The sequence below is a fragment of the Cryobacterium sp. 10I5 genome (assembly GCF_035019865.1).
GTDB classification, from domain to species: domain Bacteria; phylum Actinomycetota; class Actinomycetes; order Actinomycetales; family Microbacteriaceae; genus Cryobacterium; species Cryobacterium breve_A.
In genome coordinates this window covers 1-20,352 of record NZ_JASJVI010000071.1, presented here as the reverse complement: position 1 = coordinate 20,352, position 20,352 = coordinate 1, and the positions used below count along the sequence as shown (strand labels likewise).

21 protein-coding genes and 1 pseudogene are annotated in these 20,352 nt (G+C 64.5%); 10 read left to right on the top strand and 12 right to left on the bottom strand.

All coding sequences use genetic code 11. From position 1 onward, the window contains the following. Positions 1 to 136 precede the first annotated feature (136 nt). The 5 genes from QN350_RS15105 to QN350_RS15085 form a co-directional block, all read right to left on the bottom strand. Positions 137 to 2,005 (bottom strand): beta-glucoside-specific PTS transporter subunit IIABC, encoded by a 1,869-nt coding sequence (locus QN350_RS15105; protein ID WP_322139250.1) that lies wholly within the window; start codon positions 2,003 to 2,005, stop codon positions 137 to 139. Between the two features lie 191 nt (positions 2,006 to 2,196). After that, a complete protein-coding gene (locus QN350_RS15100; RefSeq protein WP_281534261.1) occupies positions 2,197 to 3,084 on the bottom strand; it encodes a PRD domain-containing protein in 888 nt (295 codons plus the stop codon). Positions 3,085 to 3,141: 57 nt separating this feature from the next. Next, positions 3,142 to 3,498 (bottom strand): VOC family protein, encoded by a 357-nt coding sequence (locus QN350_RS15095; RefSeq protein ID WP_322139249.1) that lies wholly within the window; start codon positions 3,496 to 3,498, stop codon positions 3,142 to 3,144. Positions 3,499 to 3,580: 82 nt separating this feature from the next. Next, positions 3,581 to 4,222 carry a helix-turn-helix domain-containing protein gene (locus QN350_RS15090; RefSeq protein ID WP_322139248.1) on the bottom strand — a complete coding sequence of 214 codons (642 nt, stop codon included), beginning with the start codon at positions 4,220 to 4,222 and terminating at the stop codon, positions 3,581 to 3,583. 5 nt (positions 4,223 to 4,227) lie between these two features. Continuing rightward, a complete protein-coding gene (locus QN350_RS15085) occupies positions 4,228 to 4,662 on the bottom strand; it encodes a VOC family protein (RefSeq protein WP_322139247.1) in 435 nt (144 codons plus the stop codon). Positions 4,663 to 4,808: 146 nt separating this feature from the next. Between QN350_RS15085 and QN350_RS15080 the strand changes: the two genes are divergently transcribed. Next, complete coding sequence (locus QN350_RS15080) at positions 4,809 to 5,753, top strand: LLM class F420-dependent oxidoreductase (protein WP_281534258.1); 945 nt, start codon at positions 4,809 to 4,811, stop codon at positions 5,751 to 5,753. Between the two features lie 64 nt (positions 5,754 to 5,817). Next, complete coding sequence (locus QN350_RS15075) at positions 5,818 to 8,367, top strand: glycoside hydrolase family 2 protein (RefSeq protein WP_322139246.1); 2,550 nt, start codon at positions 5,818 to 5,820, stop codon at positions 8,365 to 8,367. Between the two features lie 5 nt (positions 8,368 to 8,372). Here QN350_RS15075 and QN350_RS15070 read toward each other — a convergent pair whose 3' ends face one another. Then, on the bottom strand, positions 8,373 to 8,885 hold the full coding sequence (locus QN350_RS15070) for a hypothetical protein (protein WP_322139245.1): 513 nt from the start codon (positions 8,883 to 8,885) through the stop codon (positions 8,373 to 8,375). Between the two features lie 274 nt (positions 8,886 to 9,159). Between QN350_RS15070 and QN350_RS15065 the strand changes: the two genes are divergently transcribed. After that, positions 9,160 to 9,318: a hypothetical protein gene (locus QN350_RS15065; protein WP_322139244.1), complete on the top strand. Its 159-nt coding sequence runs from the start codon at positions 9,160 to 9,162 to the stop codon at positions 9,316 to 9,318. A gap of 118 nt (positions 9,319 to 9,436) precedes the next feature. Next, positions 9,437 to 9,712 (top strand): YciI family protein, encoded by a 276-nt coding sequence (locus QN350_RS15060; protein WP_281534256.1) that lies wholly within the window; start codon positions 9,437 to 9,439, stop codon positions 9,710 to 9,712. 573 nt (positions 9,713 to 10,285) lie between these two features. On the opposite strand, the gene QN350_RS15055 is transcribed toward QN350_RS15060, so the two are convergent. The 3 genes from QN350_RS15055 to QN350_RS15045 all read right to left on the bottom strand — a co-directional run bounded on the left by QN350_RS15055 (position 10,286) and on the right by QN350_RS15045 (position 12,932). After that, positions 10,286 to 10,846, bottom strand: a complete 561-nt coding sequence (locus tag QN350_RS15055; RefSeq protein ID WP_322139243.1) for an isochorismatase family protein — start codon at positions 10,844 to 10,846, stop codon at positions 10,286 to 10,288. Positions 10,847 to 10,894: 48 nt separating this feature from the next. After that, positions 10,895 to 12,295, bottom strand: coding sequence for an MFS transporter (locus QN350_RS15050; protein WP_323516879.1), 1,401 nt, complete (start codon positions 12,293 to 12,295; stop codon positions 10,895 to 10,897). A gap of 190 nt (positions 12,296 to 12,485) precedes the next feature. Continuing rightward, positions 12,486 to 12,932, bottom strand: coding sequence for a MarR family winged helix-turn-helix transcriptional regulator (locus tag QN350_RS15045; RefSeq protein ID WP_322139241.1), 447 nt, complete (start codon positions 12,930 to 12,932; stop codon positions 12,486 to 12,488). 555 nt (positions 12,933 to 13,487) lie between these two features. On the opposite strand from QN350_RS15045, the gene QN350_RS15040 reads away from it, so the two are divergent. Beyond that, positions 13,488 to 14,465, top strand: coding sequence for an NADPH:quinone oxidoreductase family protein (locus QN350_RS15040; RefSeq protein WP_322140397.1), 978 nt, complete (start codon positions 13,488 to 13,490; stop codon positions 14,463 to 14,465). On the opposite strand, the gene QN350_RS15035 is transcribed toward QN350_RS15040, so the two are convergent. Beyond that, entirely contained in the window at positions 14,462 to 15,070 is a 609-nt protein-coding gene (locus QN350_RS15035) for a TetR/AcrR family transcriptional regulator (RefSeq protein WP_322139240.1), read from the bottom strand. The genes QN350_RS15040 and QN350_RS15035 overlap by 4 nt on opposite strands. Before the next feature lie 87 nt (positions 15,071 to 15,157). On the opposite strand from QN350_RS15035, the gene QN350_RS15030 reads away from it, so the two are divergent. The 5 genes from QN350_RS15030 (at position 15,158) to QN350_RS15010 (ending at position 19,297) form a co-directional block, all read left to right on the top strand. Next, entirely contained in the window at positions 15,158 to 15,547 is a 390-nt protein-coding gene (locus tag QN350_RS15030; protein ID WP_322139239.1) for an MmcQ/YjbR family DNA-binding protein, read from the top strand. Then, positions 15,544 to 15,903, top strand: coding sequence for an MmcQ/YjbR family DNA-binding protein (locus QN350_RS15025; protein WP_322139238.1), 360 nt, complete (start codon positions 15,544 to 15,546; stop codon positions 15,901 to 15,903). Before QN350_RS15030 ends, QN350_RS15025 begins: the two co-directional genes overlap by 4 nt. Next, a complete protein-coding gene (locus tag QN350_RS15020) occupies positions 15,900 to 17,222 on the top strand; it encodes a replication-associated recombination protein A (protein WP_322139237.1) in 1,323 nt (440 codons plus the stop codon). The genes QN350_RS15025 and QN350_RS15020 overlap by 4 nt, the downstream gene beginning before the upstream one ends. A 971-nt stretch (positions 17,223 to 18,193) precedes the next feature. Next, positions 18,194 to 18,598 (top strand): hypothetical protein, encoded by a 405-nt coding sequence (locus QN350_RS15015; protein ID WP_322139236.1) that lies wholly within the window; start codon positions 18,194 to 18,196, stop codon positions 18,596 to 18,598. A gap of 54 nt (positions 18,599 to 18,652) precedes the next feature. Next, the gene (locus QN350_RS15010; protein ID WP_322139235.1) at positions 18,653 to 19,297 is read left to right on the top strand and encodes an NAD(P)-dependent oxidoreductase; all 645 of its coding nucleotides are present in this window, start codon (positions 18,653 to 18,655) and stop codon (positions 19,295 to 19,297) included. A gap of 65 nt (positions 19,298 to 19,362) precedes the next feature. On the opposite strand, the gene QN350_RS15005 is transcribed toward QN350_RS15010, so the two are convergent. After that, positions 19,363 to 19,941 (bottom strand): uracil-DNA glycosylase family protein, encoded by a 579-nt coding sequence (locus QN350_RS15005; RefSeq protein ID WP_322139234.1) that lies wholly within the window; start codon positions 19,939 to 19,941, stop codon positions 19,363 to 19,365. A gap of 108 nt (positions 19,942 to 20,049) precedes the next feature. Then, a pseudogene (locus QN350_RS15000) lies at positions 20,050 to 20,283 on the bottom strand (transposase); the annotation flags it as partial. Positions 20,284 to 20,352 lie beyond the last annotated feature (69 nt).

The window sequence follows — 20,352 nt, the reverse complement described above, 5'->3', positions numbered from 1 at the left end:
AACTTCGCCATCACCCGCTACCTGAAGGTCTAGCCGTTCGTCCGAGCGGCTCGAGGCCGAGCGCTAGACTGGTGGGCGGGGCGGGGCGCGGCCGGCCCCCCCCGCCCCTCCACCGTGACGTACAAACCGCGCCCGATTACTTCGCGGTGGCCAGTTCTTCCTCGGCGATCGCGAGGAAGAGGGGGTCTCCGTGCGCCACCGGGCCCGCGGCGGGTGAGCCGATGGTCGGATACTTCTTCGGGTTGGTGATGATGACGGGCGTCGTGATGTCGTATCCCGCCGCCGTGATTGCTTTGATGTCGAACTCGAGCAAGAGATCGCCGGCCTTGACCTGCTGGCCCTTCTCCACCTTCAGGGAGAAGTACTTGCCGCCGAGCTTGACCGTGTCGATGCCGACGTGGATCAACACGTCCGCTCCATCCGCGTGCTGCAGCCCGATGGCGTGTCCGGTCGGGAACGCGGCGACCACGAGAGCGTCGAACGGGGCGTAGAGGGCGCCGACGCGGGGAATGATCGCAACACCCTTGCCGAGGTCGCCACCGGCGAAGACGGCGTCGGGGACCTCGCTCAGCGCAACGGCGGTGCCGTCGAGCGGGCTCAGAACCTCGAGGTCGGTGCCGTCCACCACGGCGGCGACCTCGTTGACCGGATCCTTGAATCCGAGGATCACGGTCAGGCCGAACGGCACGATGATGGCGACGAGAAGGCCCAGAATCAGCATCACCGTGTTTCCGGTGCCGAACAGGGCGGGCAGCGCCAGCAGCGAGGGCAACACGAAGGCGTTCGCGGCGACGCCGCCGGCCGAGATGAGGGCACCGCCGAGGACGCCGCCCACGATACCGAAGACGAACGGACGCTTCAGCGGCAGGTTCACGCCGTAGATGGCCGGCTCCGTGATACCGGCGAGGAAGCCCGACAGGGTGGCCGGGGCAGCGAGCGACTTCAGGTTGGAGTTGCGGGTGCGCACCCAGACCCCGGCGACGGCGGCAGCCTGCGCCAGCACGGCGGCGAAGAGCGGCGCAGTGATGTAGATCAACCCGGTGCTCTGCAGTTCGGCGGTCATCAGCGGGACGAAGCCCCAGTGCAGGCCGAAGATGACGAAGACCTGCCACAGGCCGCCCATGATTGCGCCGCCGAGCCACGGCACGACGGTGAAGACCCAGCCGATGCCGCCGGCAAGTCCCGTGCTGATCAGGTTGGAGAGCGGACCGATCACCAGGAAGGTGAGCGGTACCAGGATGATCACGATGATCATGGGTGTCACGAATCGGCGGATCGCGGCCGGCAGTGCGGCATAGAGGAAGCGCTCTCCGTGACTCTGCAACCACACGATGACGATGATCGGGATGACGCTCGAGACGTAGCTGACCATCGTGACCGGGATACCGAAGAAGGTGATGCCCGGCACGCCGTTGAGCGCAACGATCGACGGATACACGAAAGAACCGGCGATGGCGAGCGAGGTGAACTGGCTCGCGTTGAAGTACTTCGCCGCGGTGATCGCGAGTGCTAGCGGGAGGAAGTTGATGAAGGCATCCGAGAGGGCGTTCAGGATCGTGTACGTCGTCGTCGTGTTGTCGATCCAGGCGAACGTGACCGCTGCGGCCAGGAAGGCCTTCAGGAGTCCGGTGCCCGCGAGAGCCCAGACCAGCGGGGTGAAGATCGCCGAGATCATCGCGATGAAGCGGTTGACGAGGTTGCCCTTCGGGCCGTCCTGGGCGGCCCGGCCGTCGGAGGCAGACGTGCCGCCGAGCTTCGAGATCTTCGTGATCTCGGCGAAGACCTCGGGCACCTCATTGCCGATGACGACCTGGTACTGACCGCCGGCCTCTGCCGTCGCGATGACGCCGGGAGTGGCCTTGACCGCCACCTTGTCGACCTTCGCGTCGTCCTTGATGACGAATCTCAGTCGCGTCGCGCAATGCACGAGCGACTGGACGTTTTCTTCGCCGCCCACACCCTTGAGGACCGCAGCTGCAGTCTTGGAGTAGTCCATCGTTCTCATTCACCTTCCGCCGCGACATCGCGGCTTCCCTGCTCAGGAAGCGACTATTCGGTGTTTTGGGCAAAAAAAAGACCTGAACTCATTCACCGCCATACTGGCGATGCGAGTTCAGGTTTTGCCCGCTGAGCGGTAACAATCCGAAAATACTTCCACGGGGCGTCTTCGCCCTGCAGCCTCAACGTAGCACACGCTCAGGTCGCTGCGCCATCCGCCATCTGGTTCGCGAGCCGTTCGACGTGCACGATCACGTACAGGAGTTCTTCATCCGTGAGGTCGGAGCCCGTGGCGGCGCTCACGTACGACTTGACGTCAGCGGCGATGGCGTAGGAGCGCGGATAGCTGTGTTTGGCGAATTCGAAGAAGGACGTGTCCGAGCCCCGCAGCATCGACTTCGCCACGAGCCGCTGCAGGAGGAACTGGATGTGCAGGATGAACCGCGCGTAGTCGGGGCTCGCCACGTCGAGCTGCACGCCGAGGCCGCCCTCGACCGTCGTCACCACGTGCTGCACCCGCCGGAAGAGCAGCGCCGCGGTTCCATTGGGTTCGTCCCTCGTCGCGTTGAGGAGGTGCATGGTGAGGAACACCGCTTCCTCGTCGGGGAGGGCGGTGTCCAGGCTCGCGCTGACCGAGCGGGCCATGGCCGTGGCGGCGTCGAACTCCTGCGGGTGAAGGACGCGCAATTCGGGCATGGACGTCGTCGGGATCCGGATGCCTTTCTGCATCCGTTCGAGCACGAATTGGATGTGGTCGATGACGGCGAGCGGCAACCGGCGCCCGAGGCTTCGGCCCAGGGTCCGTTCGGCCTCGTCGACGGCCGTCGTGACGGCTTCGATCACCGGGTACGGTACCGAGGCAAGAAGCTGGCGGGCGTGCTCGGAGTCGCTGCCCTGATCGAGGACGAAGGTCTTTTCGACCTTGGCGGGGTCGATCGTGTCGGTCGGAAGCAGCTGGAAGCCCAGTCCGCGGCCCATCAGCACGCGTTCCTGACCTGACTCGTCGATCGAGATGACGACGTTGTTGTTGAGCACCTTGTGCACCACCTTGTCCGGTGTGCGTGCCGCCCCGTCTTGCCTCGCCATATCGCTAGTTTAGGGCGCTCGCCTTTTCACGTCCGCCGTGCTCGACGGACACGAGCGCTAACCGACAGGGCGGGCCGAGAGCACGCAGAATTCATTGCCCTCCGGGTCCGCCAGGACCACCCAGGGTACGTCTTGCTGGCCCACATCGGAACGGGTTGCCCCCAGGCCGAGCAGACGCCCGACCTCGGCGGCCTGGTCGTCGGGGACGAAATCGAGGTGGAGACGGTTCTTCACCGTCTTTCCCTCGGGTACCGCGCCGAACAGCAGCGTGGGGTGAGCGCCCTCGGCTGCGGCGAGTTCGAGCTCGTCGTCGCTTTCGCCGACCACGATCCAGCCGAGTGCCTCCTGCCACCATCGCCCGAGCACTTTCGGGTCGCGACAATCGACGACGACTTCTTCCCAGAACAGCGACATGCCGGACACACTACGCGGCAGGTCCGCCCCGGGTCCAGGCCCGGAGCGATCTGGATGCCGCCGTAACGGTTCGGCGCTCGGGTCAGGCGGCCAGGTGAAACGTGCTCGCGAAGCGGCCGAGGAGGGCTCGGCGACCCCGCAGCACCTCGACGACCCCGGTCTCGATCGCGCGCTCCGGAGCAAGCTCACCGGAAATGAGCAGGCGGATGCCCGGACCGGCGGCGAAGGCGAGGTCGACGGGCCCGTCCCCGCGCGTCACATCGAGGGTGGAGCCGTCCACTCGGATCAGAAGCTCGGCACGACCGAACCGCGCTGCGTACGCGGTAGCCGGGAGCTGCTCCGCGACCTGCGGCTGAAATGCGGTCCGGAGGTCCATCGTCATCGCGTCGGGGGTGATGACCTGCTCCTCCCGCGGATCGCCCAGGGATTTGAAGCCCCAGGCCCCGAGTGCGAGCACCACGGGCTCGAGCTCGCGGCCGTACGGCGTCAGCTCATAGACGATGACGCGCGAGTGCGGCACCCGTCGAATGATGCCCGCCGCCTGCAGCTCCTTCAGCCGTGCGGCCAGGATATTGCTCGGGATCCGGGCAAGTCCCCCGGCGAGTTCGCCGTAGCGGCGCGGCCCGACGAGCAGGTCGCGGACGATGAGCAGGGCCCAGCGCTCTCCCACAAGCTCCAGGCCTCGCGTGACGCCACCGTATTGACCATAGTCGCGTGCGGCCATCGACCTCAGTCCTGCTGATTCGCGAAGGCTTCGGGGCCCTGGGCGGCGGCTACCGGGTCCATCCAGCCGAACTCGAGGAAGTTGCCGTCGGGGTCGTTCAGCTGGCGCTGGTACATGAAGCCGTAGTCCGAGGCTGGTTTGGGCTCAGAGCCTCCAGCAGCGATGCCGTCGGTGACGGCCTTGTCGACCGCCTCGCGACTGTCCAGGAAGATCGCGGTCGACACCGAGGGGTTCACGGCAGGATCTCCGATCGGAAGGTCGGTGAAGGTCTGGAAGTACTCGCGGACCAGAATCATGAAGTAGCTGTGGTCTTCCTCGACCACGACGCAGGCTGCGTTGTGGTCCGAGAAGGCAGGGTTGATGGTGAATCCGAGCGCCGTGTAAAACGCCTTCGCGCGCTCCAGGTCGGTCACCGGCAGGTTGACGAACATCGCGGTCATCGTGTCTCCTTGTAGAGGTTTCCATGTGGATTGACGTCATACTTGCAAAAAACAAGTAGCCTGTCAAGCCCTCTGTCGAGCCCTATCGGCGCCGTGTCCGAGGTCTGCGTTGCACGGCCCGTGAGGAGTGTCGTAGCGTAGGCGATATGACGATCTCGCTCGGATATCAGATTCCTAATTTCAGCTATCCGGGCGGCGTCGAGTCGTTGTTCGATACCGTTGCGGCTCAGGCGCGCGAAGCGGAAGCCAGCGGATTCGACACGGTCCTGGTAATGGACCACTTCTATCAGCTGCCCGGCATCGGCACGCCCGATCAGCCGATGATGGAGGCGTACTCGACGCTGGCCGCCCTGGCGGTGTCGACCAGCACCATCCAGCTCTCCGCGCTCGTGACCGGCAACACGTACCGCAACCCGACCCTGCTCGCCAAAACCGTCACCACCCTCGATGTGATCAGCCACGGTCGCGCAATCCTCGGCATCGGGGCCGGCTGGTTCGAACTCGAGCACGAACAGCTCGGTTTCGATTTCGACACTTTCACGGAGCGCTTCGAGAAACTCGACGAAGCGCTGCAGATCATCCACCCCATGCTGCGCGACGAACGGCCCGAGGTCACCGGTAAGTGGTACCGGGCGCACGGGGCGATGAACGTGCCCCGGTTCCGCGAGAGCATCCCGATCATGCTGGGTGGCCAGGGCGAACGCAAGACGTTTCGCCTGGCGGCGCGATACGCCGACCATATGAACATCATCTGCGCCATCGAAGACCTGCCGCACAAGCTGCGGGTTCTGAAACAGCGCGCCGAAGAGATCGACCGGGACCCGGCGACGCTGAAGACGAGCTACCTCGCCAGCGCGGTGATCGTCGAGACCCAGGCTGAGGCAGACGCTATTCTGCAGTCACTGCCCGAGGAACGACGTAGCCGAGCCTTCGTGGGTACGGCCGAAACGGTGGCGGAACGTGTGCAGACCGAGATCCTCGACGCGGGTGTTGACGGTGTCATCGTGAACGCCCCGCTCAACGGCCACGTGCCCGGTGTCGTGACGGCACTCGGCGAGGCACTCGCCCCGCTGGTGCGAGCGCGACGCTGACCAGCCTGCTGATGAGGCTCCAGCGAATCATCAACAACGGCGTCACCTCGGGAGCCACCACATAATGACTGACACCACGATCCAGGCCGCCGCGCCCGCGAGCCACCCGATTCGACGCCAGCTCGCCGACTGGACGGTCACCGCACTCGACGGCCCCGTGCCCAGGGCCGTGCGCCAGCACACAATTCCGGCCACCGTTCCCGGGTCGGTGCACACCGACCTGCTCGCCGCCGGCCTCATTCCCGACCCGTACCTCGACGGCAATGAGCAGTTGCTCGGTTGGATCGGACTCACCGACTGGCGATACTCGACGACCTTCGTCTGGCAGCCGGACAGCAGCACCCAGAGCGAGATCGTCTTCGACGGTCTCGACACGATCGCGACGGTTGAGCTCAACGGCCATCGGATCGGCGTGACCAGGAATATGCACCGCCGCTACCGCTTCGACCTGCGCACCCATCTGCGCGCCGGCCTCAATGAGCTCGCCGTCACGTTCTCCTCCCCGATCCGGGCCGCGGATGCCGCCAGCCTCGACCTCGGCTACCGCCCGCACGTCAACCATCACCCGTACAACGCAATCCGCAAGATGGCCTGCAGCTTCGGCTGGGACTGGGGCATCGACACGAGCACATCGGGCATCTGGCGCCCGGTCGCCCTTGAATGCTGGGCCACGGCACGGCTTGAGTCCGTGCGCCCGATCGCCATCGTGGACCCCCTTGTTCGGGCAGACGGGACGGCCCGGCACTCGGGCACCGTCGCCGTGCACGTCGAGGTCGCCCGGGCGAGCGACGCAGATCTCATCGTGACGGCATCCGTCGGAGGCGTGGCCGGGTCGGCCACTCTGAGCGCGGGCCAGACGAGCGCGGTGGTGACGCTTCACGTTGCCGAGGTGTCCCTGTGGTGGCCGCGCGGCTACGGCGAGCAGCGGCTCTATGACGTCGACGTGACGCTGCACGGTCCGGGCGCGGACGACGCCGAAGCACTCGAACTCGATTCAGCCCAGCGGCGAGTGGGCTTCCGCACGGTGTCGTTCGACACCGAGCCGGATGCCACGGGGACACCGTTCACGATCGCCGTCAACGGGCAGCCGGTCTTCGTTCGCGGAGCGAACTGGATCCCGGACGACTCCTTTCCGCACCGGGTCGACCGGGACCGGTACCGGGACCGCATCGAGCAGGCCGAGTTCGCCAACATCAACCTGCTCCGGGTCTGGGGCGGCGGCATCTTTGAGGCCGATGATTTCTTTGAGCTCTGCGACGAACGCGGCATGCTCACGTGGCAGGACTTCCTGCTGGCCTGCGCCGCCTACGCCGAAGAGGCGCCCCTGTTCGACGAGATCGAAGCCGAGGCCCGCGACAACGTGGCCAGGCTCGCGTCGCACCCGTCGCTGATCGTGCTCAACGGCAACAACGAGAACCTCTGGGGCCACGAGGAGTGGAACTGGAAGACGAGACTGGACGGCAAGACCTGGGGCGCGGGCTATTACTACGAGCTCTTCCCGCGCATCGTGGCCGAACTGGCGCCGCACATCGGTTACACGCCGGGAAGCCCATTCACCCCGGGCGGCACCGACGGTCTCGGCCGTGACGGAACACTCACGCCGAACGATCGGGACAACGGCACGATGCACATCTGGGACCTGTGGAACCAGCGCGACTACCCCGCATACCGTGAACACACGCCCCGATTCGTCGCGGAATTCGGCTGGCAGGGTCCGCCGACCTGGTCGACGATGCGCGCGTCGATCAGCGACTCCCCGCTCACTCCCGAGTCCCCCGGCATGCTGGTGCACCAGAAGGCGATGGAGGGCAACGTGAAGCTCACCGACGGTCTGCTTGCGCACTACCCGTTGCCCGACGACATCGACGCCTGGCACTGGGCGATGTCGCTCAACCAGGCCAAGGCCATCGGCACCGCCATCGAACACTTCCGGTCGCTGCAGCCGCACTGCATGGGCAGCATTGTCTGGCAGCTCAACGACTGCTGGCCGGTCACGTCCTGGGCTGCCGTCGACGGCTATGGGCGGCCCAAACCGCTGCTCTACGCGATCCGCCATGCGTACGCCGACAGACTGGTGACCATTCAACCCCGCGCAGAGGGAACGCTGGCCGCGGTCGTCGTCAACGACGAGGCTTCACCGTGGTCGGGCGAGCTCATCGTCCGGCGCCTCACAGACGCGGGAATCGTGCTGGCCGAGCACGCGCAACAGGTCACCCTGCCCGCGCGGTCCACGGTGACCGTGCCGCTGCCCGCATCCGTGTCCGAGACAACGAATGCGGCAGCGGAACTCCTCCGGGCCGAGCTCACCGGGGTGCGTGGCCACTGGTTCTTCGCCGAGCCCCGCGACACCCGACTCGGTGCCCCGTCCCTGTCCTCGTCACTCGAACGGGTCCCGAACGGCTACCTGCTCACGGTGACGGCCGCAACACTCACCCGCGATCTTGCCGTCCTGGTGGACAAGGTGGACCCGTCAGCGCGGGTCGACGACATGCTCATCACGCTCCTCCCCGGGGAGAGTGCGACATTCACCGTCTGCTCCGAGGTCGAGCTCGACTGTGCGACCCTGACGGCACCGACGGTGCTGCGCAGCGCAAACCAGCTCATGCGGCCATGAACGGCTCAGCGGGCGTTAGGGGTGAATCGTGCCAGCCATCCGGCGATCGGGCGCTGCTGCTCGCCCTGCTGGGCAGCGAGCACGATCAAGATCACGGTGAGGGCCGGCGTCACCCACTGCAGAACGCGCTGCCGTCGCTGCAGGGATTCGAGTTCTGCGGACGCACCGGGACCACCTTCGGTGGTTCCGTCGGTCGCTTCCCCCGCGTGCTTGCTCATCTGCTTGCCCAGGATGCCTGAATACAGGGTTGTTCCCGCGGCCGCGCCGGTGAGCGCCAGCTTCACGATGGTGTTCGCGCGTCCCTCCGGCTGACCGGCCAGGCGCGCCTTGTTGCCCAGGATCAGGCCGGCCCCGCCGACGCCGTGCGCGATGAGTGCGGCTACCTGGACGGGTGCCCACCTCTTCCACCCCTCACTGGCCAACGCCACTCGTTCCCTGGGGTTATTCGAGGTCGCGGCGCTCCCGTTGAGCCCGACAGCTCCCATCAATGCCCCGCCCGCCCAGACGGCCAACCCCACGTCATGCAGGCTTCTTACCCAAGTGTTGCGTCCAGCCATGGTGTACTCCCTTTCGGTACGGTTCGTCTTCCCCGACGGAATATGCAGGGACAGACACTAGCTACGACGCATGCCGCGACCGATTCCTCACGCGCAGCACTCCACACCGCCACGTCTCACAGTTTCTTCCCAGTCTGAGCGTCTGCGCTCCAACCGGCCGCTTTCGAAAACGCGCATGGCTACTGGTTCCTAAGTCGACTCCGTGTGCCGCGTGTCGCGTGCATATACTGGCGCCATGAATTCCGACGACACAAATGCACAGCAGAATCCCAACGGTTCCACGGACGTCACTCCAGACACGGTTGAGAAGACGGAAGCACTCGCCGACGGGTCGCAGAGTGACGCTTCCGCGCCGACCGATGACGACACCGCTTCTGGCGGTCCCGCCGACTGACTGCGAGCATCCGCCCGCCTGACGAACTGGGGCAGTCGCGGTCGCCCGAATCGCCGGTGCTCCGGGTGCTGCACTGTCCGAAGCCGGGGCCGCAACATTCACCGAGAGGAAAGCCGACATGTTTGCAGCCAGTTTCTATTCCGTCACGCCAGGCAGATTCCATGAAGTGGCAGCCGTCTATCCGCGCCATCGGGCTTACCTGAATGAATTTGCACTGGACGGTGACGTCATCATGATCGGAACCTTCGGCAATCCTGAACAAGAAGGTTCGATGGCGATCTTTCGCTCACGACAAGCGGCGGAGAGATTCATCCGTGGCGATCCCTTTGTCGTCGAAGGACTTGTTGCCGAACCCACGATCCTGGATTGGGATCCACTCATCTTCAGCAACTAGCCACCGGGATCTGTTGCCGAACCGCCAGCACCGGAACTTCATTCGCCGGTCACTGCCGAATGATGGTGCCCCCGCTGGGGGTCGAACCCTAGATCCGACCCAGGCAGGGCATCACACATGGTCAACTTCCGCGTAATTTAAACGATTTTCGGTCACCTCGGCACCAGCGAAATCAAGGTGATTTCTGGCAAGTGTGGGCAAGATGTGGGCACCGATGTCCTGAGACATAACACCTGAAACATAACGCTCAGCAGTGTCGGTGAGGCTACGGCCGCGAATGTCGAGTGCACAAATCCTTCGAGCGCGTTGATCGCACGGGGATTGGCCGATAGAGAATCCTCAACCGAACACCCCCACTTTTGACGACACGCCCGTAACGTGTGATCGGCAGCCCTCGGTGGCGCTGTTCTGGCATCTTTCAGTGGCTCACTCGGCGTCCGCATCCGCCTTGCTTGGCGCCGGTGGCCGAACCGCCGAAAACGCCGGGGCGGTTGAAGACGCCTGAGCGACGCCACGAGAGGCGCGCGTTTCCCGCGCCGCCCCTCCTGCCTTTCGCCGCCGCAGTAGCTCGTGTCAGCGCTCGTCCAGTAGCGACAGGATATCGGCGGTGGTTCCGGTCTCGCCCAGTCTTGGGAAGATGCGGGTCGTGCTGTACTCGTGCGCTTCGAGTGCCATGTCGGTCATCGCGTCGACGGCGAGGGTGACGTGGAATCCGTGCTCGTGGGCGTACCGAGCAGTCGATTCGACGCCGATGCTGGTCGCGATGCCGGTGAGGACGACCTGGGTGATGCCGAGACCTTTCAGGTGCTCGTCGAGGCCCGTGTTGGTGAAGGCACCCCAGGTGAACTTGGTGACGGTGTGGTCATCGGGGTGCTGGTTCAGCTCCGGGACAAGGTCGGCCCAGTCTGCAGGGCGTTCCGTGGCAGCTCCGCCCGACTGATCGGTGCGGCCTGGAGCGGATCCGCCGACGGTGACGAGCACGACCGGGAGGCCGTGGCGGCGGAACGCATCAGCGAGCTGTGCGGAACGGTCGATCACTTCGGAGGCGGGGTGCGCGGTGGGGTAGCTGACGACGCCGTTTTGGAGGTCGATGACGATCAGGGCGGCGCCGGCGTCGAGAGTGGTGACAGGCATGGTTCTCCTCGGTGGTGCGCATCGACGGATGCGGGATCTGGTGGTGGACTACGTGGTGGACTCGGTGGTGGTTCGAGCGGGTATCTTCCGGTCGAGGATCGTCAGCAGCAGGACGCCGAGACCGATGAGGACGACGGCCCAGGCGATGACGTGGAACCCCGCGTCGGTAGCTGCGGAGCCGAAGGCAATGCTGACGAGGCTCGAGGAGAAGATCGCTCCGAAGTACGCGAACGTGCGGTACAGGCCCGAGGCGACACCGATCTCGGCGGCGGGGGTCTGAACGTAGAGGACGGCTTGGTTGGCGAAGCCGCTGAACCCGTTGCCCACTCCGAACAGCAGCGACATCAGGATTAGCGCCCAGACGCTCGAGGTGTGGACGATGCTGAGCATCACGACACCCGTCGCGAGGAAGGCGATCCCGCTGATGACGAGTGGCCACCGGACGAGCCCGCGGCTGGAGACGAGGCGGGCGATGACGATGCTGATCGCGGACATCGGCAACAAGATTAGTCCGACCTGCGATGCTGTGTAGTGCGCGGCGCCTTCCATCCACTGGCTCGTGCCGTACAGAGCGGTATAGAGGCCGAGGGCTACGAGGAACTGCCGCAGGTACGTCCGGAACAGCCCGTGGTTGCGGGCGAGCATCCGAACGTCGATCAGGGGCGTCGCGGCTCGCTGTTCCCAGAGGATGAGGGCTGTCCCGAGGACCACGGCAACGGCGATGAGTAGCCAATCGGGATGGTCGAGTTGCTGCAGGAACAGCAGCAGGCTGGCGACGGTCCCGGCGAAGAGGAGGATCCCGGGGACGTCGATCAACGAGAATAGGGGCTGCCGGTTCCCCGGCGCGGAGGGGGCGTCCTTCGGCACGCCAACGAGGGTGAGGACGAGGGCGACCAGGGCGAGCGGCACGTTGACGAAGAACAGTGCACGCCATCCGAAGGCTCCGGTGAGGATGCCGCCGAGCGGGAGGCCGATAACGGTGGTGATCTGGGAGGCAATGGAGAAGTTGCCGAGGACGCGGCTGGGCACACCTGTCTTCATCGCGTCCGCGCGCTGCCGAATGAGAGCCATTGCCGTCGGGAACGCTGCCGACGTTCCGACACCGATGAGAGCGCGTGAGAGGACCAGGAACCCGAAGGCAGGAGCAAGGGTACCGATCACGCCAGCGACGAATAGGATCGTGACACCGGAGAGGAACACTCGGCGTGCGCCGAAGACCTGCGCGAACTTGCCCATGGTGGGCTGCATGACCGCACTGCAGAGGTACAGCACGGAGACGAGCGACGCGGTGGTGGCAGGGCCCTCGTGGAAATCGAGGCCGATCCCGACGAGGCCGGTGGCGATCAGCGAACTATTGATCGGGTTGAGGCTCGACCCGATCAACAACGGGCTGAGGAAAGTCCAGCCGAACGGCTTCGCCGATGACGGCTGACTGTGCTTTGCTGTCATCGTATTGGCCTGACGTTCTCCGTCATGGATGCGCGATCCGCGACGGGCTGGAGAGCGGTGCTTGACATAGGGATCCTCTGAGATGATGGCGCGCTGACAATCGGCACGTCGTTGACGTGGCGTGCGCACCGTTCGTTAGAGGACGGTGGCGCCGTCCGTGGAGCTCGCGGAGCGAAAGCGGGTGAGTCGACTAAGGAGACTGCGCCAGGCGGCGGAGCATCGCCGTCACGGAAGCCAATGCCGTGAGCTCCTCGGCCGAGAGTGTCGAGCTGATGGCTTGGGTCAACCAGTCCTCTTTCTGTAGGCGACCCGTGCGGTACTGCTCGATAGTGAAATCTGTAATGCTCAGGATCGTCTTGCGGCCGTCGCTCTCATCCGGACAGCCTGCGACAAGCCCTTGTTCTTCGAGGGCGGCGACGATCTTACCCATTGACTGAGGCCGGATACCTTCGAGTCGCGCCAAGGCCGAGCTCGTCATGGCGCCCTCGCGTTCGAGTCGAGCGAGGACCGAGGCCTGAGACTTCGTCAAATCGTTGCCCTCGACCTGGACGCGGAGCCGGCGCACCAGCTCACCGAGCGTCGCGCGGAGGTCCGCTGCGAGGTCGCGGGCATCGAGGCTATCGATCGAATCACTCATGATCACAGAGTACCATATATGAAGATAACTTCACACCTAGCTTCAGTCCGGAGACTCCCCCGACAACAGACGACCGACCCGCTACCTCACGGTTCTCCGAGGCTTCGGCTTGAGTTTTGGCCGGCAGACAGTCTCCAGCCAATGGGTCGCCCACTGCTCTACGGTTCGCCGCCGATCCAACGGTGCCCCGTAGATCTTGATCTCTTCTTTGAGCTCGTTGAGCTTGTCACGGGCGCCCCGCTGGGTGCGCGAGGTGACCATCCCTTGCTTCCGTCGTCCATCGGGAGTGAAGCCGATGTCGATGACGCCGCGCCAGAGATTCTTCCAGGGGATGCTGGAAGGCCACGCTTTCCGACCAGCGGTGAGGACGTATCCGGTCGCGTCCAGCTACCAGTAGGCGTCCGGCGTCGGATAGTCGAACCCAATATCAGGACCGAGATTTTCTTCCTCTGCTCGACTCGAGCGACACCGGCATCGCGGAAGATCCTAGGTGGTGGGGCCGACGCAAAGTCACTTGTCGGCATGATTGAACGTATGAACTCACGTGCGACGACAATGCGGGCAGTGCGGAACACCACACACGGTGGACCCCGGCTCCTCGAAACACACACGATCCCGATTCCCGTCCGCGCACGAGGCGAAGTCCTCGTTGAGGTTCATGCCGCCGGGGTCGCCTACCCGGATGTGCTGCAATCTCGGGGCGAGTACCAGCTGCGCGTCCCGGTTCCGTTCACCATTGGGAGCGAGTTCTCCGGGATCGTCGTCGACGCCGATGTCGACTCGGGATTGGCGGCCGGCGACCGCGTTCTGGGCGTTGCCGGTTCTGGCGCGTTCGCAGATTTTGTGGTCACGCCGGCGGATCGCGTCCTGCCGCTTCCGGATGAGATCGACTTCATCGCGGCGGCGGCCATGCCCATCAATGTCCTGAGCGCAGAATTCGCCCTGGGGGAACGCGGCAATCTCCGTGCGGGCGAGACGGTGCTCATCCACGGCGCCGCGGGCGGTCTCGGAGTGGCACTCACCCAACAGGCGAAGTTGCGCGGCGCCGAGGTCATCGCCGTCGTCTCCACGCCGGAGAAGGCGCAACTGGCGCGAGACGTCGGGGCAGACCACGTCATCCGGCCACACGACTTCCTCAGCGAGACTCGCAGAATCACGCACGGCCGCGGGGTGGACATGGTGCTCGATCCAGTCGGTGGCGAACGGTTCACCGACTCGCTACGTGCGCTGGCGACCCGCGGCCGGCTCCTCGTTCTCGGGTTCACGGGCGGCAGCATCCCCACCGTGAAGGTGAACCGCCTGCTCCTGAACAACACGACCATCATCGGCGTCGCGTGGGAGGGACTGATGCCGACCTGCTCCGTCTCGCTTCCCGCCCAATGGAAACGCCTGGCACCCTCCGTCGCCCGAGGCGCGCTCGCCCCCGTGATCCACGAGGTGGTGCCGTTCGAGGAGGCCGCCGAAGCGGTCGCCGCCCTGGACGAACGACGGGCTGTCGGAAAGATGGTTCTCACGGTGCGTGCCCGCCGTTAGACGCCGGTGGCGCACTCGGATACTCCGCCCCGATCGCTGCGTTCCATGCGGGTGACGGCCATATCGACCAGAGCTCGATAGGCGTCGCGCACCATGCCCTGATCGAGCGGATCGCCGGGGTGGAGGGCCCGGTAGCTCCACCACCCCCACATGAGGGCGTCGACAGCGCGGGCCGTGCCCTCCGACAGAGAGCCACGAAGAATCATGATCGAGTCCCTCTGGAGGTCGCGGAGGACTTCCGCAATCCGGGGACTGCGCGCGCCGTAGAGGTGCATCTCTTCATACAAGCGGATGTCCGCGAGCATTGGAGCTGTCGACCCGCACGTGGCGGCCACGAGCGCGTCAACGACGTCAGTGTCGAGACGGGCGTCGCGCATCGGGGCCGCGTATCGCGGTTCGAGTCCGTCTCGCAAGGTCTCGAACGCGCTGACGATCAACGTCTCCAGGTCGGCGAAATAGTAGGTCGTGGACCCGAGCGGCACGCCGGCCTGCACGGCGATGCGTCGATATGACGCCGCGTGCACGCCTTCTGACGCGATGACCTCCAGTGCTGCCCGAAGGATCCGGGTTCGGCGCTCCGGGTCATTCGGCTTGCCCTTCCTCACGCGACCCCCTTGATGTCAGACAAAGTATGTACCATTGTACGCAGATTCAGATATCCCAGAAACGGGCAGTGACCCCAGGAAGACGACATGCAGGGTGACACACTCCAGCAACACGCCCGAGAGCGCGTCGGGGAGCTTCCCGGCGCGGAGCTCGAGCATCCCTTCGGGCCCGACTGGGAGGTGTTTAAGGTCCGTGGAAAGGTCTTCATGCTGATGACCGAAATCACTGGTGAGCCGATCGTGATCGTCAAGGCGGACCCGGAAGACAGCAGATCTCTCCGCGAGCAGCATCAGGACATCACGCCGGGATACCACATGAACAAGCAGCATTGGATCACCTTGAATCCAGGCGGGGACCTGCACGAGTTTCTCGTCGATGAGCTTGTCACCGAGTCCTATCTGCTCGTGGTCGAGAATCTGCCGCGCGCAAAACGCCCGGTCGATCCCGACCTGTTCGGCCACCGGAGGGGACTGTGACACTCTCGGGCGGCCAGCTGCAGCAGCACGCCCGTGGTATCGCGGCGGCGCTTGAGGACGTCACCAATGGGCGCCCGTTCACTCCGCACCTCGATGTGTGGAAGGTACACGACAAGGTCTTCCTCATCGTCACCGACGATGATCCGGACCTGCAGATCATTACCGTGAAAGTTGATCCCCACCAGGCGGACGCGCTCCGCCGCGACGTCGACACAATCACGAGCGGTCGCTATTTTGACAAGCGGCATTGGATCTCCATCGGACCCGGTGCCGGGATCACGAAACAGCTGATCGAATACCTGGTGCACGCCTCATACGACCTCGCACACGACCGCGAACTGGGGCGGCAGCCGTGAGCGAGACACCGTCACTCTTCGACATCGACGACGCCTCACGACCGCTCGCTGATCGGCTCAGGCCACGAACCCTGCACGACGTCATCGGGCAGGACCATGTTCTCGGGGCGGACGCACCGATCGGGCGAATGGTCAACGCACAGAGACTCATGTCGATGGTGCTCTGGGGGCCACCCGGGTGCGGCAAGACCACGATCGCGCGGCTTCTCGCCGAGCAGACCAACCTCGCATTCGAACCCCTTTCTGCCACTTTCGCCGGCGTCGCCGACCTTCGAAAAGTGTTTCAATCAGCGCGGCGCCGGCGCGAGGTCGGTCAGGGCACGCTGCTGTTCGTCGACGAGATCCACCGCTTCAACCGCGCCCAGCAAGACTCATTCCTTCCCTACGTCGAAGACGGCACCGTCATCCTCGTCGGCGCGACCACGGAGAACCCCAGCTTCGAACTCAACGGAGCACTGCTCTCCCGCACCCAGGTCTTCGTTCTGAAGCGCCTCGACGACGTTGCGCTCAGCACCCTCATCACCCGCGCCGAAGCGCTCATCGGTCAGCCGCTACCGCTGACCGATGAGGCGCGTCAGGCTTTGATCGCGATGGCGGACGGTGACGGCCGGTACCTGCTGAACATGATCGAGCAAGTACACGCCCTGCCCGCACCCGTCGACCCGGCCACCCTCGCGGCCGCCGTGCAGAGACGGGCACCGCTGTACGACAAAGCGCAGGAAGGCCACTACAACCTCATCTCGGCGCTCCACAAGTCGATGCGCGGCTCCGACCCAGACGCAGCCCTGTACTGGTTGGCGCGGATGCTCGACGGCGGTGAAGACCCCCTGTTCATCGCCCGCCGCATCACCCGCTTCGCCACCGAGGACATCGGCATGGCCGACCCGAACGCCGTTCAACAGGCCCTCGCCGCCTGGGATGTCTATGACCGCCTCGGCTCACCCGAGGGAGAACTCGCACTCGCGCAAGCCGTCATCTACCTGGCGACCGCGCCGAAATCGATCGCCGTGTACCGCGGATTTACCAAGGCTCGCGCCGCCGCGAAACGGACCGGATCGCTGATGCCACCCGTGCACATCCTCAACGCCCCGACCCGCCTCATGAAAGACCTCGGCTACGGCGACGGCTATCAATACGACCCGGACACCGAGAACGGGTTCTCAGGCGCGAACTTCTTCCCAGAGGGGATACCCCGACAAACCTTCTACGAACCCACCACCGAGGGATATGAGCGAGCCATCTCCGCACGGCTACGCCACTGGGCCCAGCTCCGGGACGGTGACACCAGTGGCCCCGCTCCCGAATCGGACGCGGACTAACTCACCTCCGAAAGGAACCACCGCATGACCAACACATCCCCAACGCACGCCGTACGTTCCTGGCTCGGAATCCCCTACGCGACAGCAGAACGCTTCCGCCGACCCACCCTGATGCCATTCGATCCCGAACTGCGTTACGACCAGAAAGGTCCCACACCGCCGCGAGCCCGGTCGTTTCGGCCGGGCAGGGAGTGGTCAAGAGCCCAAAACGGCCCTCTGGAGAGCCCAACTCCCGCGGAATTACGCGGAAGTTCGGAGCCAGATGATGGTGCCCCCGCTGGGGGTCGAACCCTAGATCCGCCCCAGTCAGGGCTTCACGATGGCCCAACTTCCGCATAATTTCAACGTTTTTCGGTCACTCAGGAACATGAAGAATCACAGTGATTTCTGGCAAATGTGGGCAAAATGTGGGCACGGTAGCAATGCCGCTGTGATGTGTGATGTATCGAGACATGGGTGACAGTTCTGTATCAGGACATCGGTAACACTTCCTGTATCAGGACATCGGTGACAGTTAGATGGTTTTCGGTCGCCGTCCGCGGGGTTCCCTGGTCGCCGGCCCCGCCGGCTTCACCTTCGGAGCCCAGGCCAGCCTGATAATCGCGGCCGATACGATCGCCGTGGCTATCACCCTCACCACCCGCCTCACGGGGCGCGGATCGTAAGCCAGACCAAGATCGTACCCAACCGTCGGCAGAACGGACTCGCTGCCCGTCGCACAATTGGGGCGGCTTTTCTCGCACACGATCGAATCCCACGCGACGCGAAAAGGGAACGTCTCGGTCGCCCCCGCATCGAGCCATAATGTCGGCAGTGTGGTGCGGATTCCCGATGCATCCGGAAGAATGTCGCGGAATGCCCGCTCCTCAACGCTTCCGTCAAGTACCGTGTCGACCGTACCGTTGCAACAGCCACGCAGAACGAGCTAGATCGATCGATGCCCTCGTGCCACAGTTCTCGAAACGATCGACATGTCGGATCTCAGTTGGAAGCTGGTCATCGCAGGGCAGGCGACGATTGTGGAAACCCAGAAGCGAAACGGCAGCTGGGTGCGGACATCTGTTTCGGCAGTCGAGGGTCAGGGCGTGGCCTATTTCGTCACCGATAGCTCGTCCGGCAAGGTCAAGCGCATCCGGAACTTTCGTACTGTGAGGGTCGCAGCATCGACGTATCGCGGCGTCCCCACCGGCGAGTTCTACGCCGCCACGGCCCGTCGGCTGGAGGGCGCTGAAGGCGACGAAGCTCTTCGTGAGATCCGGCGCGCCCATCCGGTTGTGTTCGGAGTGATCATCCGCGTTCGCTACTGGGTCCACCGAATTGACGGCGCCTGTTTCGAACTCTCCCGGCTACGGCCGCTTGACGCGCCAGAACGCTAGCGCTCAGCAGCCCCAATGTCACCGAATCTTCGCGCCGAGGGGAAGGACCAGGCAATGCAGGAGCAGGAAGTTCCGATCATCTTTGGTGCCACCGGACGCGTCGGTTCGGCGGCGGTGCGTATCGCTTTGGAGCGCGGTTTGGACGTCATCGCAGTTGCCCGGGATCCGCACAAGCTCACGATGACGCACGAGCGTCTGCGCGTCATCGCCGGTGACACCCTGGACTCTGAGAGTGTCACCGCGACCCTTGGCGAAGGCAGAAGCCTGGGCGCAACGGCGGTCGTCATGGTGGTGGGCGCCAACCCGTTGAAGGCCTCAACCGTTGTCACCGAGACGGTCCGAAATATCACGGAAGCGATGCCGAAGGTGAATCTGAGCCGCTACCTCGGCATCAGCGGAGCGGCACAGATGCCCGCGACTCGCCTCGGGCGCGTGTCCCAGGCAGCGATCAAATTGTTCATCAAAGCGGCCCGGGACCACCAGGGTGCGTATGACATTCTGACGCCCACGACCCTGGACTATGTTCTCGCCGGCTGCCCGTATATCAAGGATGGGCAGGGCAGCGGCTCGTGGGTCGAAGAACCCGGCCGGTTCCCGGGCGGGTTCAAGACGATCACTCCCCCGGACGTCGCTGATTTCCTGATCACCGAGCTGACTCGCCACCGCTACTCACGCCAGATAGTCGGAATCTGGCACTAGGCCGGCCGTCGATACGCGGATGCAGACCCGAAACGCCGGGGATTCCGTCGAGGACTCGTGGGTACCTACCCGATCGCGCCTGCGACCGATGCCCTGAGCGCGGGCACTAAGTCAGCCTCGAACCATGGGTTGCGCGCTTGCCAACGGAAGTTGAGCGGGGACGGGTGCACCACGGGAAACACCTCGGGCAGGTACTCTCGAAACGCTCGGACGGTCTCGGTGAGATTTCTCTTGGCACGACCGACCAAATACTGGTCTTGCGCGTACTTGCCGACGAGCAATGTCACACGAATCCGCGGGAGCTGGCCCAAGATGAGCGGATGCCATCTCGGTGCGAAGTCTTTTCGGGGTGGCAAGTCCCCGCTGGCGCCTTTGCCGGGGTAGTAGAAGTCCATCGGCAGGATCGCAAACAGCTCGGGGTCTCGGAATTGAGCCTCCGTCACACCCAGCCACATCATGAGCTTTGCGCCACTTGCGTCGTCCCAGGGGATGCCGGAGGCTTGCGCCCTCTGGCCAGGCGCCTGACCGATGATCACGATCCGAGCGGCAGGGTCAGCAACGAACAAAGGCCCCACGCCTTGCTTCGCCCAGTCCGAATTCGCGGGATCCGTGTTGATGGCCCGCCGGATCTCCTCAATAGTCACGTGTTGTTCCAGATGTCGCGTTCTCGATGGGCGAAAGTAGCGAAGCCGATGGTCACGTCCCGCTGAGTGGTGGAGTTTCTCAACACCGTGCGGGTCAGTTGTTCTAGCTTAGGCGGCGGCGAGTTCTGGGAGAATCACCGCCTCGTCCATGACCTCGATGGGGTCGTTCATGGTGGCCAGCTCGAGCATGGATGCTTCGGAGAAGTAGCGCCGTTCGCCGGCCTCCCATTCGTCGTGCTGCTCGATCAGAACCGACCCGGCCAAGCGCAGCAGGGCCGCGGCGTTGGGGAAGATACCGACGACGTCGGTGCGGCGTTTGATCTCCTTGTTCACTCGTTCCATTAACCGGCTCTCGTTGTCAGGTCAAGGGGATTGGGGGTTTTGGTGTCACCGTCGGACTTGGCGGAGGTG

What these genes read in the sequence shown, in the direction of transcription:
- QN350_RS15080 (WP_281534258.1), top strand. Translation starts at nt 4,809, where the DNA reads ATGACGATCTCGCTCGGATATCAGATTCCTAATTTCAGCTATCCGGGC.
- QN350_RS15055 (WP_322139243.1), bottom strand. Translation starts at nt 10,846, where the DNA reads ATGCCTGTCACCACTCTCGACGCCGGCGCCGCCCTGATCGTCATCGAC.
- QN350_RS15065 (WP_322139244.1), top strand. Translation starts at nt 9,160, where the DNA reads ATGAATTCCGACGACACAAATGCACAGCAGAATCCCAACGGTTCCACG.
- QN350_RS15100 (WP_281534261.1), bottom strand. Translation starts at nt 3,084, where the DNA reads ATGGCGAGGCAAGACGGGGCGGCACGCACACCGGACAAGGTGGTGCAC.
- QN350_RS15050 (WP_323516879.1), bottom strand. Translation starts at nt 12,295, where the DNA reads ATGACAGCAAAGCACAGTCAGCCGTCATCGGCGAAGCCGTTCGGCTGG.
- QN350_RS15060 (WP_281534256.1), top strand. Translation starts at nt 9,437, where the DNA reads ATGTTTGCAGCCAGTTTCTATTCCGTCACGCCAGGCAGATTCCATGAA.
- QN350_RS15030 (WP_322139239.1), top strand. Translation starts at nt 15,158, where the DNA reads ATGCAGGGTGACACACTCCAGCAACACGCCCGAGAGCGCGTCGGGGAG.
- QN350_RS15090 (WP_322139248.1), bottom strand. Translation starts at nt 4,222, where the DNA reads ATGGCCGCACGCGACTATGGTCAATACGGTGGCGTCACGCGAGGCCTG.
- QN350_RS15095 (WP_322139249.1), bottom strand. Translation starts at nt 3,498, where the DNA reads ATGTCGCTGTTCTGGGAAGAAGTCGTCGTCGATTGTCGCGACCCGAAA.
- QN350_RS15010 (WP_322139235.1), top strand. Translation starts at nt 18,653, where the DNA reads ATGCAGGAGCAGGAAGTTCCGATCATCTTTGGTGCCACCGGACGCGTC.
- QN350_RS15075 (WP_322139246.1), top strand. Translation starts at nt 5,818, where the DNA reads ATGACTGACACCACGATCCAGGCCGCCGCGCCCGCGAGCCACCCGATT.
- QN350_RS15085 (WP_322139247.1), bottom strand. Translation starts at nt 4,662, where the DNA reads ATGACCGCGATGTTCGTCAACCTGCCGGTGACCGACCTGGAGCGCGCG.
- QN350_RS15105 (WP_322139250.1), bottom strand. Translation starts at nt 2,005, where the DNA reads ATGAGAACGATGGACTACTCCAAGACTGCAGCTGCGGTCCTCAAGGGT.
- QN350_RS15045 (WP_322139241.1), bottom strand. Translation starts at nt 12,932, where the DNA reads ATGAGTGATTCGATCGATAGCCTCGATGCCCGCGACCTCGCAGCGGAC.
- QN350_RS15015 (WP_322139236.1), top strand. Translation starts at nt 18,194, where the DNA reads ATGTCGGATCTCAGTTGGAAGCTGGTCATCGCAGGGCAGGCGACGATT.
- QN350_RS15040 (WP_322140397.1), top strand. Translation starts at nt 13,488, where the DNA reads ATGCGGGCAGTGCGGAACACCACACACGGTGGACCCCGGCTCCTCGAA.